We start from the raw sequence: 17,047 nt of genomic DNA, 5'->3' as shown, positions 1-17,047 counted from the left end.
TAAAATAACCGAGTCGCACCAATTGCGACTCCGTAGAAAGAGGAGAATCACTTTTCACCGGAACGCGCAAGAGTCCCGGTGAAAATGATTTATCAGGAGCGCTTGGAACGCGGGAACACCAGCCAGCCGATCAGCACCCCGACAAACGTCACAATACCCAGTGAAAGCAAGGGCTTATCCCGCACAAAGGTCACGGCTTTTTCCACCACTCCCTCACCTTCCTCATACAGGTCAGCAAATTCCTGCTGCGCCATTCCGGAAAGCTGATCGATCTTTCCTTCGGCCTGTAGCCCCAGATCACCCGTCAGACCACCAGCGGCATCTTTCACGCGGCCCTTGGCTTCATCAGCCACGCCTTCAAGTTTTGTGCCGAGGTTTTTGAGTTTATCGTCAGCCATCGTTTTTCTCCTTATTTAAGACCGTTCCGTACCCAGAGTGCGGTCGCCACAAATATAGCGTTTGAGCACGGTCTTCTGTTGCATCAGACCGCAAAAACACGTCTCTGGCTAGCATGCCGTTTATCAGCCGCCCTCATCTGATCGCCCTTATCGTCGCCTCCATGTTTTTCATGGAGCAACTGGATGGCACCATTCTGGCCACCGCCCTGCCCTCCATTGCCCACAGCCTGCATGTTGATACGGTCGCGACCTCCGTGGCGCTGACCTCCTACATCATAGGTCTGGCCATATTTATTCCCGCTTCCGGTGCTCTGGCGGACAGGCTGGGCAGCCGCACCGTGCTGACGGGGGCCATCATCATCTTTGTCACCTGCTCGGTGCTGTGCGCGTCAGCCACCAGCCTTATATTTCTGGCTTGTATGCGCGCATTGCAGGGCGTTGGCGGCGCGCTGATGGTGCCGGTAGGGCGGCTGGTCGTGCTGCGGGGCACGGCGCGGGAGGATCTGGTGCGCACCATGACGTGGATGATGCTGCCCGCTACCCTCGGCCCGCTGATGGGGCCGGTCGTCGGCGGCTTCATCACCACCTATCTGTCCTGGCGCTGGAACTTCTACCTCAATATTCCGGTTGGCATTGTCGGCCTGCTGCTCACGCGCCGCTTTATCCCCAACACCCGCACGCCTGATCCGGCACCGTTTGACCTGCGGGGCATGGCGCTGGTGGGCGGCGGGCTGGCCGTTCTGTCCATCGCGGCGGAACTCTTCAGCCACGGTGAGGGCGGCGGCATGCTGGTTCTGGGCATGTTGGTGGGGGGCAGCAGTCTGATGGGGCTTTACAGCCTGCACGCCGTGCGCACGGCGGCACCCCTGCTTGATTTCAGCCTGTTCCGGGTGCCCACCTTCGCCATTTCCGTCGCAGGAGGCGCGGCCTCGCGCGTGGCCGTCGGTTCACTGCCATTTCTGTTCCCGACGTTCCTGCAGATTGGCTCGGGCCTGACAGCAGCCCAGAGCGGTGCCATCACGTTCATTGCGCCACTTGGCGCGATTGTCATGCGGCCCTTTGTGCCCGCCACACTGGCGCGCTGGGGGTTCCGACGCGTGCTGATGGCCAACGGGTTTTCCGCAGCCATTCTGTTCGCGCTGATTGCCGCCTTTCAGAAAGGCCAGCCGTTATGGACACTGTCCCTCATTCTGTTTGCCGCAGGCATGGCACAAAGTACGCAGTTTTCCGCCTATAACACCATTGCCTACGCGGATATTTCCAAGCAGCGGATGAGTGCGGCCACCAGCCTTTATTCAACCCTGCAACAGCTTATGCTGTCTGTGGGGATCTGCACGGCCGCGGGCACACTCACCCTCACCCATATTCTGTTCCGGCACGCCACCCCCACCCTGCATGATTTCTCAATCGCCTTTCTTGTCGTCGGCAGTATCTCCATGCTGGCGGTGCCTGCGGCAGCCTGCCTGTCTCCACAGGCCGGGGCCAGCATGAGCGGCAACAAATCCTGACGACCACATCCGAGATTAAAGGTTATTTTAAACTCGCTTTTATAGTGTTCTCTTTTCGTAATAAATCTTGGATGAAACTTTCAGTCCGTGTAAACTCCAGCCTGTTTTTTGTTACAACACCAGCACGCTTTCCGCCGGGCATTTTTTCTTGTCAGGATTGAAATTGAACGGAAAGGAAAAGCTGCTACTGTCCCTTCTCCGGTTTACCGCAGATCTGCATTGCAGCCCCTGCGGTCCACTCTAGCAGTCAGGTGAAACGAGCCGCGCGCCCTATGGATGATTACACCACGGACACACGATCCGATTCACCCACGCCCCCCCGCACCTCTGGCCGGAAAAAGCGTCTTATCTGGAGCGGCGTTGCCGTAGCCGGTGTCTGCGTGCTGGCCTTTGCCTTCCTGCGGCCGCACCATTCGGCAACACCGGGCAAACATGGCAGCCGCCATGCCGCGGCTGACAGCGCAACCACGCAGCCCGTTGCGGTGCAGACGGTCAAAACCGGCACCATGCCAGTGATTCTGACAGAACTCGGGACAGTTGTGCCGGTTACCAACGTCACGGTGCAGACCCGTGTAGAGGGCTACCTGATGCAGGTGCTCTTTACCGAAGGGCAGCACGTGCATGCGGGGGATCTGCTGGCGGTGATCGACCCCCGCCCGTATGAAGTGCAGCTTGCGCAGTATGAAGGCCAGCTTGAGCGGGACAAAGCCCAGCTTGCACAGGCGCGCGTGGACAACGCCCGGTATCAGCGCCTGATCAAGCAGGACAGTATCGACGCCAAGACCGCGCGGGATCAGGAATTTCTGGTCCAGCAGTATGAAGGCACCGTCAAGTCCGATCAGGCTCTGGTGGACAACCAGAAACTTCAGCTGATCTACTGCCACATCACCGCCCCGGTGGATGGCCGCATTGGTATCCGCGCGGTGGATAAAGGCAACTATGTCAGCGCCGGTCAGTCCGGCGGGCTGGCTGTGCTGACCCAGATGCAGCCCATCTCCGTTATCTTCACGCTCCCGCAGGATCAGCTTCCGCAGGTTGCCGAGCAGCTCCGCGCCAAAGGCTCCCTGAAGGTCGAGGCGTGGGACAGTTCAAACAGCACCAAAATTGCGGATGGCACCGTCAGCACGCTGGACAGCCAGATTGATACCGCCACCGGCACCGTCCGCCTGCGTGCGCTCTATCCCAACACGGATGAACATCTGTTCCCCAACCAGTTCGTCAATGCCCGCCTGCTGGTGAAGGATCTGGAGAACGTCATTCTGGTGCCCTCAACCTCTCTGCAAACCGGCCCCTCCGGCCAGTTTGTGTATGTGGTCAGGGCCGACAGCACCGTAGAAGTCCGTCAGGTAAGCATCGGGATTTCCGATGGCACGAACACCGTGGTCAAAACCGGCCTGCAGGCCGGGGACCGCGTGGTGACAGACGGCGTGGACCACCTGCGCGCTGGCAGCAAGGTGACCATTCCGGACGCAAAAACGGCTGATACCTCCCCCGTGACAGCCCCCACTACCCCACCTGCCGGTACGCCTGCCCAGTGAACCCCTCCAGCCTCTTTATCCGCAGGCCCGTCGCCACGACGCTCCTGATGCTCGCCATTCTGATGAGCGGGCTTCTGGGCTACCACTTCCTCCCGGTTTCGGCTCTGCCGCAGGTGGATTACCCCACCATTACGGTTGAGACCTTCTACCCCGGCGCCGGGCCGGATGTGATGGCAACCTCCGTGACGGCCCCTCTGGAAACCCAGTTTGGCGAGATGCCGGGGCTGGACCAGATGACATCGCGCTCCTCCGGGGGCGCGTCTGTCATTACGCTGCGCTTCAACCTCACCATGTCCATGGATGTGGCAGAGCAGGAAGTGCAGGCCGCCATCAATCAGGCCAATTCTCTCCTGCCGACTGACCTTCCGGCCCCGCCGGTCTACGCCAAGGTCAACCCGGCGGATACACCTGTGCTGACGCTGGGCATTACGTCCTCCACCATCCCCCTGCCGGAAGTGGAAGACTATGTGGACACCCGTCTGGCCCAGAAAATCAGCCAGATTTCCGGCGTTGGGCTGGTGACGCTTTCAGGCGGCAACCGCAAGGCCATTCGCGTTCGCGTCAACATCCCCAAGCTGACCTCCTACGGGATTGATCTGGATACGCTGCGCACCACCATTGGCAACGTCAACGTCAACTCCCCCACCGGCACGTTTGATGGTGCAACCCGTGCGGCCACGCTGCGGGTTGATGGGCAGATTACCAATGTGGACATGCTGCTCAATCAGGTCATTGCCTATCAGAACAGCGGGCCTGTCCGGATCCGGGACGTCGCCTCTGTTGTGATCGGCCCGGAAAACACCCAGCTTGCCGCATGGTCCAACCTCACCCCGGCGCTGATCATGAATGTGCAGCGCCAGCCGGGTGCCAACGTGATCTCCGTGGTGGACAATATTCAGGCGGCTCTGCCCGTGCTGCGCAAGGCCCTGCCGCCGGGCATTGATATTGTTCCGCTGACAGACCGCACCACCACCATCCGCGCCTCCGTCTCGGACGTGGAGTTCGAGCTGTTTCTGGCTCTGGTGCTGGTTGTGGGCGTGATTTTTGTGTTCCTGCGCAACGTCCCGGCCACCATTATCCCCAGCCTGTCCGTGCCGCTCTCCATTATTGGCACGCTGGCCATTATGTATCTGCTCGGCTTCTCGCTGGATAACCTCTCTCTCATGGCCCTGACCATCGCCACCGGCTTTGTGGTGGATGATGCCATTGTGATGATCGAGAACATCTCGCGCTACGTGGAAGCCGGGGAAGACCGGATGTCCGCCGCCGTCAAAGGTGCCGGGGAAATCGGCTTTACCATTATCTCCCTGACCATCTCGCTCATTGCGGTGCTGATCCCGCTGCTGTTCATGGGGGATGTGGTGGGCCGCCTGTTCCATGAATTTGCGCTGACCCTGTCCATCACCATCGTTCTGTCTGCCGTGGTCTCCCTGACGCTCGTGCCGATGATGTGCGCGCGGATCCTCAGTGAGCGCCCGCATGATGCCGCCAGCGCCACCACTGCCTTCCAGCGCTGGTCCGCCCGTATGGAAGTGGCGACGGAAAAGCTGATTGCCGGGTATGACCGCGCTCTGGATGTTGTTCTGGCGCACCGCGTTCTCACCCTGTTTGTCGCACTGGGCACGCTGGTGCTGACCGGCGTTCTGGCTGTTATCATCCCCAAAGGGTTCTTCCCCGCGCAGGATACCGGCGTCATTCAGGGGATTTCCGTTGCGTCTCAGGCCATCTCGTTTGAGAGCATGAAGGAGCATCAGCAGGCACTGGCCCGCGTGCTGCTGAAAGACCCTGATGTGGTCTCCCTCTCCTCCTTTGTCGGGGTGGACGGGCAGAACGCCACGCTTAATCAGGGTCGCTTCCTGATCAACCTGCGCCCGCATGATGACCGTTCAGACAGCGCTCTGGCCATTGCGCGCCGTCTGGAGCAGGAAACCTCCGAGGTCGCCGGGATCAAGTTGTATATGCAGCCTGTTCAGGACCTGTCTCTGGATACAACCGTCACCGCCACGCAGTATCAGTTCCTGCTGGAAAACCCGGACGCCACCGCCTTTAACACGTGGATCCCCAAACTGCTGGACCGCCTGCGGCAGGAACCTGCTCTGGCCGATGTGACGTCTGACCTTCAGGCCGAAGGGCTGGTGGCGCATGTCACGCTGGATCGCACCACCGGCGCGCGCTATTCCATCACGCCGCAGACCATTGATAACGTTCTGTATGACTCTTTCGGCCAGCGGCAGATTTCCACCATCTACACGCAGTCCAACCAGTATCGTGTCATTCTGGAAGCTGACCCGGCATTCCAGACCAATCTGGCCTCGCTCAATCAGGTCTATCTGCCGGGTATTGGCGGCAACTCCGGGGAAAGTTCCTCTGGCCCTACCCGCTCCCCCACCTCAGGGCTGGTGCCTCTGGCGGCGGTCACAAAAGTCACAAAAGGCAAGGCCCCGCTGCTGATAACGCATTTCGGGCAGTTCCCGGCGACGACCGTCTCCTTCAACCTCGCACCCGGCTATGCGCTGGGCGATGCAACAGCCGCCATCCGCAAGGTGGAAGAAGAGATCAAACTGCCCTCTTCTTTCCAGACGTCCTTTCAGGGCACGGCAGCGGCGTTTGAAGGGTCTCTGAGCAACGAACTCTTCCTCGTCGCGGCGGCGCTGGTTGCGGTCTATATCGTGCTGGGTATTCTGTACGAGAGCTTTATCCACCCCATTACCATTCTCTCCACCCTCCCCTCCGCCGCCATTGGGGCGTTGCTGACGCTGATTGTGGCCGGGGTGGATCTGGATGTGATGGGCATTATCGGCATCGTGCTGCTGATCGGCATTGTGAAGAAAAACGCGATCATGATGATCGACTTCGCACTGGATGCCGAGCGTGAGCATGGCATGGACTCCCTCCAGTCCATCCGTCAGGCAGCCACCCTGCGGTTTCGTCCTATTCTGATGACAACCCTTGCCGCCATGCTGGGCGCTGTGCCGATGGTCATTTCCAACGGCACGGGGTCTGAACTGCGTTACCCGCTGGGGCTGACCATTATCGGCGGCCTTGCCCTCTCCCAGCTTCTCACGCTGTTCACTACGCCGGTGATCTATCTGACGCTGGACACATGGGCCCATCGCTGGAACGCATGGCGCCACCGTAATGACCTGCCTCCGGCTCAGCCGCCCTCAGCCGGACAGGTTCACTCGTGAATTTCAGCCGGATCTTCATTGACCGGCCCGTTGCCACCATTCTTCTGACCGTAGCACTGCTGCTTGCCGGCGTGCTGGGGTACAGAAGTCTCCCGGTGTCAGACCTGCCGAACGTGGATTTTCCGGTTATTCAGGTGCAGGCCCGGCAGGCTGGCGGCTCACCTGAAGAAATCGCCAGTTCCGTCGCCGCCCCGCTGGAGCGGCATCTGGGGCAGATTGCGGACCTCACGGAAATGACGTCCCAGTCCTCCCAGAACCTGACGCGCATCACGCTGCAATTTGCGCTCTCACGCGATATTAACGGGGCCGCGCGGGATGTGGAGGCAGCCCTTCAGGCCGCCCATGCGGACCTGCCCTCTTCCCTGCGCCAAAACCCGTCCTATTCCAAAGCCAACCCCAACGGCGCGCCTATCCTGATTCTGGCGCTGACCTCCGACACCCACACCCAGCCACAGCTCTATGACTACGCCACCAATGTTCTGGAGCAGCACCTCTCGCAGATTGAAGGGGTGGGGGAAGTGGAAATCAGCGGGAGCGCCCTGCCCGCCGTGCGCGTGGAAATCAACCCGCACCCGCTCTACAAATACGGCATCAGCTTTGAAGACGTCCGGGCGGCACTGGCCTCTGCCAACGCCAACACCCCCAAAGGGGTGGTGGACCAGAACGGCATGCGCTTTACGCTCGACACGAACGATCAGGCCCGCAGCGCGCAGGACTACCGGGATCTGATTATCGCATGGCGCAACAACCGCCCGGTGCGGCTTTCAGACGTGGCCTACGTGCGGGACAGCGTGGAAGACCTCCGCAACGCAGGCTATTATAACGGCGCGCGCTCCGTGATTGCCGTTGTTTTCCCGCAGGCCGGGGCCAACACCATCAAGACGGTGGACCAGATTAACGCCAAAATGCCGCTGCTTCAGGCCGCCCTGCCCGGCGGGGTGGAGCTGCATGTGGGGCTTGACCGGTCTCTGACCATCCGGGCCTCTCTGGCGGATACGCAATATACGCTGATTGTCTCCATCGTGCTGGTCGTGCTGGTCGTGCTGGCCTTCCTGCATTCCGGCCGCATGACGCTGATCCCGGCCGTTGTGGTGCCAACATCCATTGTGGCGACCTTTGGCGTCATGGCGACCCTCGGCTATTCGCTGGACAATATGTCCCTCATGGCGCTGACGGTCTCCACCGGCTTTGTGGTGGATGACGCCATTGTGGTGATGGAAAATATCGCCCGTTATATTGAGCAGGGCTATTCCGCGCGGGACGCCGCCATTCGCGGCACGGGGGAAGTGGCGTTTACCGTCATTTCCATCTCTATTTCCCTCATTGCGGTCTTCCTGCCCATCCTGCTGCTGGGCGGGCTGGCCGGGCGGCTGTTCCATGAATTCGCGATGACCGTCTCCGTCACCATTCTGGTGTCCATGGTGCTGTCCCTCACTCTTACGCCGATGATGGCAGCCCAGCTTCTCACCCCCCGCAAGCCCGGCCAGACGCCGGAAATCCTGCGGCGCATCACGGTTTTTATCACCCGCGTCCTGAATGGTTTGCAGGCAGGTTACACGCGCACGCTGGACGTGGCACTGGCGCACCGTAAACTGGTGCTGCTCAGCCTGCCGCTGACTCTGGCCCTGATTGTCGCGCTGTTTGTCCGCATGCCCAAAGGCTTCTTCCCCACGGAAGATACCGGCATGATGATGGGCCATTTGCAGGGTGATCAGTCCATTTCCTTCACGGCGCTCTCACAAAAGCTGATGCAGGTTCAGAAAAGCATCCTGAAGGATAAGGATGTGCAGAGCGTCTCCAGCTTTATTGGCGGGCGTGGCTCCAATCAGGCCAATCTGTTCCTGCAACTTAAAGACAAGGCAGACCGGTCCGACACGCCGACAGACCTGATTGCCCGCGCCACACGCAGGCTGAGCCATCTGGTGGGCGCGCAGTTCTTCATGATGCAGCCGGGGGCTGTGCGGGCCGGTGCCCGGCAGAGCAACGCGGCCTACCAGTACACGCTGGAAGGAGAATCCGCGTCCGAACTCTATACATGGACCAGCAAACTCCAGGCCGCCCTGCAACACCACCCGGAATTCACTGATCTGTCCTCCGACGTGCAGCAGGGTGGCTCCGCGATTGATGTGCGGATTGACCGTGACACCTCATCGCGCGTGCAGATCACCCCGCAGCTTTTGTCCAACACCCTGTATGATGCGTTTGGCCAGCGCTCAGCCTCCGTCATTTATAACGCGCTCAACCAGTATCATGTGGTGATGGAAGCGGACCCGCAGCACTGGTCCAGCCCCAACGCACTGAATCAGGTCTGGATCAGTGTATCAGGCGGGTCTGCCGGGGGCGGCACAAAGTCCAATACGGTGCGGGTCCGGCGGGATGCGTCGGGCCGGGATTCGGCAGGTAACAGCAGTTCCGCCTCCCTGAGCAGCCAGTCCTTCAAAAACCAGATTGCCAACGCTCTGGCGGGCGGGGCGAGTGCGTCAAACGGCTCTGCAGTCAGCACGTCGTCCGAGACGATGGTGCCGCTTACGCTGGTGTCCAGACTGGTGCCTGCCAAAACACCGCTCTCCATCAACCATCAGGGCCAGTCCGTCGCCACCACCATTTCCTTTAATCTGGCGAAAAACGTCTCTCTGAGCACGGCAACGCAGGTGCTTAAGGCTACGCAGGTCGCGCTGCATATGCCGCCCACCATCCACGGCAGCTTTGCGGGCAACGCCGCGCAGTTCCAGCAGACGGTGAATGATGAACCGCTGCTCATTCTGGCGGCACTCGCCGCCGTCTATATTACGCTCGGTGTGCTGTATGAAAGCTATGTGCATCCGCTGACCATTCTCTCCACCCTGCCCTCCGCCGGGGTCGGCGCATTGTTGGCCCTGCAACTGGCAGGCGAGGAATTTTCGCTCATCGCCATGATCGGCGTGATTCTGCTGATCGGCATCGTCAAGAAAAACGCCATCATGCTGGTGGATTTCGCCATTGAGGCTGAGCGCGAACGGAACCTGTCCTCGCTTGAGGCCATTCGTACAGCCTGCCTGCTGCGGTTCCGCCCGATTATGATGACATCCGTGGCTGCAGCCCTTGGAGCGGCCCCCCTGATTGTTGCCAACGGCTATGGTGCCGAGTTGCGCCGCCCGCTGGGAATTGCGATTGTGGGGGGTCTGATCGTCAGTCAGGCGCTCACGCTCTATACCACGCCCGTTATTTACCTCATGCTGGATGGGTTGCGCCTGCGCTTTGCCCGACGGCGCCCCCGCTCCCTCCGCCTTTCTCACAACATGCAAGATACCTGATACGCCCGATGAAGCATTCCCCTCTCCGCCCGTCTTCTCGCCGCCTGAGTATCCTGCTGGCCCCGCTTATTTTAACGGGCTGCATGGTCGGCCCCAGCTATAAGCGCCCTTCGGCCATTGTGTCTCCTCAGTTCAAGGAACTGCGCCCGGCTCCCGGCTGGACCTACGCCAAACCTGCTCTGGCAGAGCTGCCAAAAGGCACATGGTGGACCATTTATAATGACCCGACCCTGAACGCGCTGGAAGCACAGGTCGCGCTGAACAACCAGACCGTGCTGGAATATGACGCGCGCTACCGGAACGCCCGCGCAACCATCAATTCCGTGCGCGCGCAGCTTTACCCCACGCTGAGCGGTTCACTCTCCTTCAACCGGCAGAGTTCGGGCCGTGGGTCACGCTCGTCCGGCACCATCATCAATTACGGCGGGGATTCTGCCTCCGGCGGGGCTACGCCCTCCAACAGTACGGAAAATACTTACGGCATGGGGCCGACTGCCTCGTGGGATCTGGATCTGTGGGGCAAGATCCGCCGTCAGATTCAGGCACAGGTCACTGAGGCACAGGCGAGTGCGGCAGACCTTGCGAATGCCCGCCTGTCCTATCAGGCCCAGCTTGCCACGGCGTATTTCAACATGCGCTATCAGGACAGCCTGCATGACCTGCTGGAGCGGAACGTGAAGTTCTATGAACGCTCCTACCAGATTACCAAAAACCAGTATGACGCCGGGACCGCGACCCCGACGACCCTGCTGCAGGCGCAGACACAACTGGAACAGACCCGCGCTCAGTCCACCGCCACACAGGCGGCCCGCGCCCAGTATGAACACGCCATTGCCATCCTGATTGGCAAACCACCGGCGGAAGTCTCCATCGCCCCCGGTGCGCTCCCTACCTCCATCCCCGCCATCCCGGTCACGGTTCCGGCCGATCTGCTGCAACGCCGGCCGGACGTAGCGGCGGCTGAACGCCGGATGGAAGAATATAACGCCCAGATTGGCGCGGCCATTGCCGCGTTCTATCCGGATGTAAAACTCACGGCGTCTTATTCCTACAGCGGGGACCCGGTGGGGACGCTGGTGCAGGTCGCCAACCGGATCTGGGCACTGGGGGCCTCGGCGTCTGAAACCCTGTTCTCCGGTGGCAGCCGTACTGCTGCTGTGCATGAAGCAAACGCCAATTATGATTATTACGTCGCCACCTATCGTCAGACGGTGCTGACCGCCCTGCAGGGCGTGGAAGATCAGCTTGCCAACCTGCGCGTTCTGGCCCAGCAGGCTGACCAGCAGGATGTAGCCGTCAAAGCCTCCAACCGCGCGGTCACTGTGGCCCTTAACCAGTATATGGCAGGCACGGAAATCTATACGACGGTTATCACATCGGAAGTCACCGCCCTTTCCAATGCTGAAACTGCCTTGCAGATCCAGCAGAGCCGGATGCTGGACTCCGTTACCCTGATTGAAAATCTGGGGGGTGGCTGGAACGCGACTGAACTGCCGAGCAAAAACTCCATGCAGACGGATAATCCCTTCCTGCCCTCCTTCATTCAGAAGGACAAAAACTGAGTTTTCCGGAATAATCTTGACAACGGAACAAAGTCCTTGCTGTTTTCAGCAGGGACTTTTTTTATGGGCTCTGACCCTGCTGTACTCAGCCCTCTCTCAAGCACGAGCCTTTCCATATGCTGAGACGCCGTCCGCTCTTAGTTCCCGTTCTGGCCTGCGCTTTTCAGGTGGCATTCCTGTGCGTTGCCTCGCCGTGTCAGGCTGCTCCGGGTGCTCCGGGCGCGCCAGACCTCAGAACCCAGACCATTCTGCCCCCCGACGCCCTGTCTTTCCAGACGCAGCAAACCTCTGAGTCCTCAGGTTTGCAGTCATGGCTTACGGAAGATCTGACCGTGCACGGCAAACGCCACGCGGCCTTTCTCGCGCCCCCGCAAAAGCCTTTTTTAAAACAGTATGACGACGGCCATGCCGCTGGAGATATCACCCTCTGGAAAGGTATCCGCATCCACATGCAGTTTGGCGAAGATACCCGGCATGACCCGGTAACAGGTGCCTCTATTGCCCCGTTTGGTGAAGCCTACCGCCTCAGCAACCCCCTCAGACACCGGTAACAGCCCGCAGCAATGCTGTGGCTCCTCCGCTCCGGCTCCGGCTCCGGCTCCGGCTCCGGCTCCGGCTCAAGGCTCAAGGCTCAAGGCTCAAGGCTCAAGGTCCGTGAAAAACAAATACCCATCATAAAAAAAGCCCCCATCCTTCCGGACAGGGGTCTTTTTCAAACTCTGGATGGACCTGTTTATTGAGTGAGCGAGCGGCCCGCCAAGAGGGCGACCACCAGAAACACCACAAACAGGACAATCGCGATAAAGAACAGAATTTTAGCCATTCCGGCAGCAGCGGAAGAAATGCCGCCGAAACCGAACAGACCAGCAATGATGGAAATCACCAGAAAGAAAAGCGCCATCTTCAGCATGTTGAAGTCTCCTTTGCCTTTTTAACCAACACAGCCGTTAGTGGTGAAACGGGTGTCAGCGTTGATCAGGATTTACGAGCCAGTAAGGCGCCCAGAATAAAACCGAAAAGACCTGCGACCGACACAGCAACAACAGGTTGATCCGCAACGCAGTCCCTTACCGCATCCAGCGCGGCACAGGCTTTGTTGCAGGCCAGACCATCAGTCTGATCCGCCGCTTTGTTGAAAAGGTTTTCTGCACCGTCCTGAACACGGCCAATGCCATCTTCCAGTTTGTTCTCAACTGTTTTTTCGTCACTCATCAGAAGCCCTCCCCCTCTCATAACTGCTCATAACGCACACCTGTGCACAGGGATGCGTTGCAGCCGTATTTTCTCACAAAAAAAGTTAAATTTCGGCAGATTGCCAGTATGGAGCCCCACCGGGGTCCGGTTCCCCGGCAATCATGGCGCGCAGCCGGGCGGCATACATGCGGAATGCAGGAGAATCCGGCTCTTTTTCCCCGGCTCCAATCTCCAGTTCTCCGGTAATGCCCGCGGGGGAACCGGAGAGCACGACAATGCGGGTCGCGAGCTTCAGCGCTTCTTCAATATCATGCGTTACAAACAGCACCGTTTTATGGGTCTGCTGCCAGATCCGCAGTAATTCGTCCTGCAAGGAACTGCGTGTAATGGGATCGAGCGCCCCAAACGGTTCATCCATCAGCAGCAGGTCCGGGTCAACCGTCAGGGCACGGGCAACCCCAACGCGCTGACGCTGGCCGCCGGACAGACGCCTCGGCCAGCGGTCCGCCGCATCTTCCAGCCCGACCAGCCGCAATGCCGCCAGCGCACGCTCCCGTTTTGCCTGCCGGGTCAGCCCCAGCCCTTCCAGACCAAAAGCCACATTCCGCAGGACAGAACGCCAGGGCATCAGCCGGGCATCCTGAAAAACCAGCGCCTGCGCACGACGCCTACCCTCTGATGCCCCATGCGATGCACCAGCCCCGTCCTGCGTCGGCCCGACGACAGTGCCTTCTGAAGGTTTGCTCAGCCCCATCAGCACTCGCAACAGCGTGGATTTTCCCACGCCGGACGGCCCAAGCAGTGCGATAAACTCGCCTTTGTGCAAATTCAGGCTGACATGCCGGAGAATGAACGTCTTTCCACCATCATGCGAAAGCCCGACCTCTTCAAGCCGGACCAGTCGCCCCGCATCGCTCATGCCTGCCATCGCAGCACACGCACGCGAACAAAACCGAAAAGAAAATCTGTCAGTGCATACAAAAGCGCCATGGTCAGCATATAAACCACAACCACGTCGGTCGCCAGAAGGCTGGACGCCTGCATCATACGGGCGCCAATCCCCGGCACCCCAAACAGTTCTGCTGCCACAACGGACATCCAGCCCTGCCCCAGCCCGGTTCTCAGCCCGGCCATAACGCCCGGCGCAGAGGCGGGCAGCACAACCTTGAACAAACGCCCCAGAAAGCTGCCATGCCCAAAGGCCGAGGCCAGTTCATACAATTCCGGGTCCACACTCCGCACCGCCGCATAAGCCGCGTAGAAATTGATCCAGAAAACGGAAATCGCGATAACGAACGTCGCGCCGGAAGTGTTCAGTCCAAACCACAAAATGGCAAACGGCACCCATGCCAGCCCCGGTACCGGACGCAGGAGATGCACAATCCCGGCCAGAAACGCATCCAGCATCGGCACCATACCGCACAACAGGCCCGTCAGCGCCCCAAGCACGGAACCAAACAGCAGCCCCAGCGCGTAATGGCTCAGACTATCCAGAATAGCCTGTTGCCAGAACCCACCATGCACCTCGTCCAGCCACGCCTGCCACAAAGAGCTTGGCGCAGGCACCATGCCAGACGGCAGAAGGCCGGTGCGGACCGCCGCCTCCCATCCTCCAAAAAACACAATCAGACCAAGGCCAGACAGTGCAAAGCGCTGCCGTGGGGAAAGCGCGGTTATCACTGTTTCAGCTGCCGCCACAAATCAAGGTCAAACAAATCTTCCACCGGCTGCGCTTTTCTCAGTAGCCCCTGTTCCACTTCAAAGTCCTGCAACTGCTTTACGCCCTCCACAATGCGCGTCGGATCGTTCACGAAACGGGACGCAGAGCCTTCGAGCGCCTTTTTCAGAACATCTTCACTCAGGATGCCGCCGCCGAGCGCCTTTGTCACAAACGGAGCGGCCTCATCCGGATGCGTGGCCAGAAGTGTTGTGGCGCGCACAAACAGGCCAGCGAGAGCCTTCGCCCAGGCCTCACGGTCGGGGGCGTTGGCATTAACAATTGCCAGTACGGAACCGGGCTGGTCCGGCAAGAGGTCATGCCCGCTGGCGAGCGTTCTGACATCCTTCAGCCGGCTGCGCACCACCGTCAGGGCGGGCTCGCGCAGCACGGCCGCGTCCACCGCTCCAGCCAGAAACGCCTGCTGTGCCGCATCAATATCCACACCGACAATAGACACAGCAGACGTCACGGGATTGATTCCCTCCCGCTTTTGCAGCCAGAACCGCAGCAGACTGTCCGGCACAGAGCCAGAGGGCTGAGCCGCAATACGCGGCAGACGAGACTGCTCCTGCTTGAATTTTTCCAGAACATTTTTCAGGGCCTCAGGAGAAAGGCCCCCTTCTGCCCCGGCAGGCAGCAATGTGCTGAGCGCCCCGCGGGACACCACTTCCAGCTCTTCAACAGAGGCTGCCGTGACCACCTTGACATCCGCGCCATGCGCCCGTGCCTGAAGCAGCGGGAGAACGCCCGCCACATAGGCATCAATCCGCCCGGAAACGAGCGCCTGAATGGCCTGCGGGCCAGACGTAAAGCGCACCAGATTCAGGTCCAGCCCGGCCTCTTTCGCCCAGCCTTCTCCATCCAGCACAAACAGCGCGGAAGAACCGAGAACAGGAATATAGCCAATCCGCACCGGTGTCCCGGCGTGCGCAGGGCTACCCAATACGGACAGAGCCAGCGCGCCCGCAACCATCAATCGGGAAAAGAACCGTTTCATTTCATCACCACGCTGAGCAAAAGCGTTTAATACCGAAATAGTATAGTGATAAAATTCGAACGCCTGTCAACGCACCGCATGAAATGGAGATTATGCGGTTTTGTCACAGCTTCGGGAAAATGTGTTGGCGCATATAAAAACAGGGGCCGATGGAACGCGGAAACCCCCGTTCCATCCCTGCCCCTGCTTCTGTAGATCACTCTGTCAGGCTGTCAAAAACAGAGCGTTATCCTTGCGGATTATTCCGGCCCGGAGGACTTACGCTCTTTTTACAAACCAGACACTGCCAAACCTGAAACCAGCTTTCGCAGACCTTACTGGTTCCCGACAGCATGCATCGCGGCTTCACGATTCATCTGGTTATCTCTCTGTTCATCCCGGCGGATCTGCGCACGGGCTTCCGGAGAGACGGTAATCAGAACCGTCAGTAACGCGGAGACAACATACAGCCCGCTGAAAATCCAGATCACGCCTTCAACACCGCGCCAGCCTTCAAACCAGGTGACAATAGCCGGACCAACCCATGTACTGGCCCCGGCACCCAGACCCAGAATGGACAGAGCAGCCGCTTTTTCACGCGGGCAGACCTGCGGCATCAGGCCAGAGAGCGGCACGAAGGACGCCAGAGACGCGCCATACAGCACCCCCATAGCCGCCGCGATGGGGAAGTTATGCGTAAAGGACAGCGGCACATAATAGAACAGCGGAACAGAAATAGCCGCACCAAGCCCGCCACCCACAGCCACAACCGTCCGCGGACCAAGCTTATCGGCCATCATGCCGGACAGCAGGTTGAAGATAATGTTGCTGAGGAACACGATGGACAGCAGTTGCAGCCACTGTTCCAGAGAAAACCCGACCAGTTTGGTAAACACGCCCGGCATAATGACCAGAAAGGCATATTCGGAGGACGTGTTGATGGTGCGCACAATGCCTGCGATCAACGTCTTCGGTTCACGCCAGATGATGCTGATTGAGCCGAACATGGCCTGCTTTAGCGTTACGTCCGGCGGGCTGAGACGCTGCGTGCCACGGGGTTCATGGGTGAAGAGAAGAGCAACAAGCCCCCCAGCCATGACCAGCCCCAGAGAAGACCAGAACGTGCCCATTTCCCCAATGCGCGGAATGGCAAAGCTGGCGAACAGAGAGCCCAGCGTCGGCAGACCACCAGAAAATGCAAACCAGAACCACCCGGCGGCCGAGCCGAGCTGGCGCGCAGGCGTTGCCGCGGCAATCCAGACCAGAAAGCCATACGCAAACAGCGGATACCCAAGACCACGCGCCGTATAGGCCACCATCATCATCTGATAGTTGTTCGGCTGGAGGCCAAGCAGCAGAAACAGAACTTCAAAAACACCCCAGATCCACAGGCCGGTCCACATGACTTTCTTCGGTCCCCAGAGGTCCGACAGCGGGCCTGAAAGCCAGGAGGAAATGGAGACAGCAACCCCGTAAACAGTAAACAGCAGCGCAACCCGTGTGGAAGAATGTCCCTGCCCTTCCAGATACGGAGCCAGATAACCGGCCTCAACCCCGTCCCCGATCATGAACAGCAAAAGCCCGACAAAGCCCCAGAGTAAGGGACGCGGGATGCCCATTCTGTCTATAAGATGTGGTTTTTCCTGCTGTGTTGCTGTCTGCATCACCAT

The 17,047-nt window shown here is 59.6% G+C and carries 13 protein-coding genes; 6 read left to right on the top strand and 7 right to left on the bottom strand.

What is annotated here, in order from left to right; all coding sequences use genetic code 11:
- Positions 1-92: 92 nt before the first annotated feature.
- Positions 93-398 (bottom strand): CsbD family protein, encoded by a 306-nt coding sequence (locus tag JK199_RS04365; protein WP_025826503.1) that lies wholly within the window; start codon positions 396-398, stop codon positions 93-95.
- Between the two features lie 113 nt (positions 399-511).
- On the opposite strand from JK199_RS04365, the gene JK199_RS04360 reads away from it, so the two are divergent.
- The 6 genes from JK199_RS04360 (at position 512) to JK199_RS04335 (ending at position 12,038) form a co-directional block, all read left to right on the top strand.
- Positions 512-1,906, top strand: coding sequence for an MFS transporter (locus JK199_RS04360; protein ID WP_212374034.1), 1,395 nt, complete (start codon positions 512-514; stop codon positions 1,904-1,906).
- Positions 1,907-2,178: 272 nt separating this feature from the next.
- A complete protein-coding gene (locus JK199_RS04355) occupies positions 2,179-3,444 on the top strand; it encodes an MdtA/MuxA family multidrug efflux RND transporter periplasmic adaptor subunit (RefSeq protein WP_212374032.1) in 1,266 nt (421 codons plus the stop codon).
- Positions 3,441-6,632 carry an efflux RND transporter permease subunit gene (locus JK199_RS04350; protein ID WP_212374029.1) on the top strand — a complete coding sequence of 1,064 codons (3,192 nt, stop codon included), beginning with the start codon at positions 3,441-3,443 and terminating at the stop codon, positions 6,630-6,632. Before JK199_RS04355 ends, JK199_RS04350 begins: the two co-directional genes overlap by 4 nt.
- Positions 6,629-9,925, top strand: a complete 3,297-nt coding sequence (locus JK199_RS04345; protein WP_212374027.1) for an efflux RND transporter permease subunit — start codon at positions 6,629-6,631, stop codon at positions 9,923-9,925. The genes JK199_RS04350 and JK199_RS04345 overlap by 4 nt, the downstream gene beginning before the upstream one ends.
- 8 nt (positions 9,926-9,933) lie before the next feature.
- On the top strand, positions 9,934-11,487 hold the full coding sequence (locus JK199_RS04340; RefSeq protein WP_212374025.1) for an efflux transporter outer membrane subunit: 1,554 nt from the start codon (positions 9,934-9,936) through the stop codon (positions 11,485-11,487).
- Between the two features lie 116 nt (positions 11,488-11,603).
- Positions 11,604-12,038 (top strand): hypothetical protein, encoded by a 435-nt coding sequence (locus JK199_RS04335; RefSeq protein ID WP_212374022.1) that lies wholly within the window; start codon positions 11,604-11,606, stop codon positions 12,036-12,038.
- A 182-nt stretch (positions 12,039-12,220) separates the two neighbouring features.
- Here the strand turns inward: JK199_RS04335 and JK199_RS04330 are convergent, their stop codons facing one another.
- From JK199_RS04330 to JK199_RS04305, 6 genes are all read right to left on the bottom strand, one after another.
- Positions 12,221-12,397 (bottom strand): DUF1328 domain-containing protein, encoded by a 177-nt coding sequence (locus tag JK199_RS04330; RefSeq protein WP_025826491.1) that lies wholly within the window; start codon positions 12,395-12,397, stop codon positions 12,221-12,223.
- Positions 12,398-12,462: 65 nt separating this feature from the next.
- Entirely contained in the window at positions 12,463-12,699 is a 237-nt protein-coding gene (locus tag JK199_RS04325) for a DUF883 C-terminal domain-containing protein (protein ID WP_025826489.1), read from the bottom strand.
- A gap of 85 nt (positions 12,700-12,784) precedes the next feature.
- Positions 12,785-13,609 (bottom strand): ABC transporter ATP-binding protein, encoded by an 825-nt coding sequence (locus tag JK199_RS04320; RefSeq protein ID WP_212374020.1) that lies wholly within the window; start codon positions 13,607-13,609, stop codon positions 12,785-12,787.
- Complete coding sequence (locus JK199_RS04315; protein ID WP_244984908.1) at positions 13,597-14,250, bottom strand: ABC transporter permease; 654 nt, start codon at positions 14,248-14,250, stop codon at positions 13,597-13,599. Before JK199_RS04315 ends, JK199_RS04320 begins: the two co-directional genes overlap by 13 nt.
- A gap of 107 nt (positions 14,251-14,357) precedes the next feature.
- The gene (locus JK199_RS04310; protein WP_212374015.1) at positions 14,358-15,398 is read right to left on the bottom strand and encodes an ABC transporter substrate-binding protein; all 1,041 of its coding nucleotides are present in this window, start codon (positions 15,396-15,398) and stop codon (positions 14,358-14,360) included.
- Positions 15,399-15,712: 314 nt separating this feature from the next.
- The gene (locus tag JK199_RS04305) at positions 15,713-17,041 is read right to left on the bottom strand and encodes an MFS transporter (RefSeq protein ID WP_212354706.1); all 1,329 of its coding nucleotides are present in this window, start codon (positions 17,039-17,041) and stop codon (positions 15,713-15,715) included.
- Between the last annotated feature and the right edge of the window lie 6 nt (positions 17,042-17,047).

The sequence above is a fragment of the Acetobacter persici genome (assembly GCF_018256955.1).
Classification (GTDB): Bacteria; Pseudomonadota; Alphaproteobacteria; order Acetobacterales; family Acetobacteraceae; genus Acetobacter; species Acetobacter persici.
The sequence above is the reverse complement of the archived record's forward strand: the minus strand, read 5'-3'. Positions and strand labels throughout refer to the sequence as shown.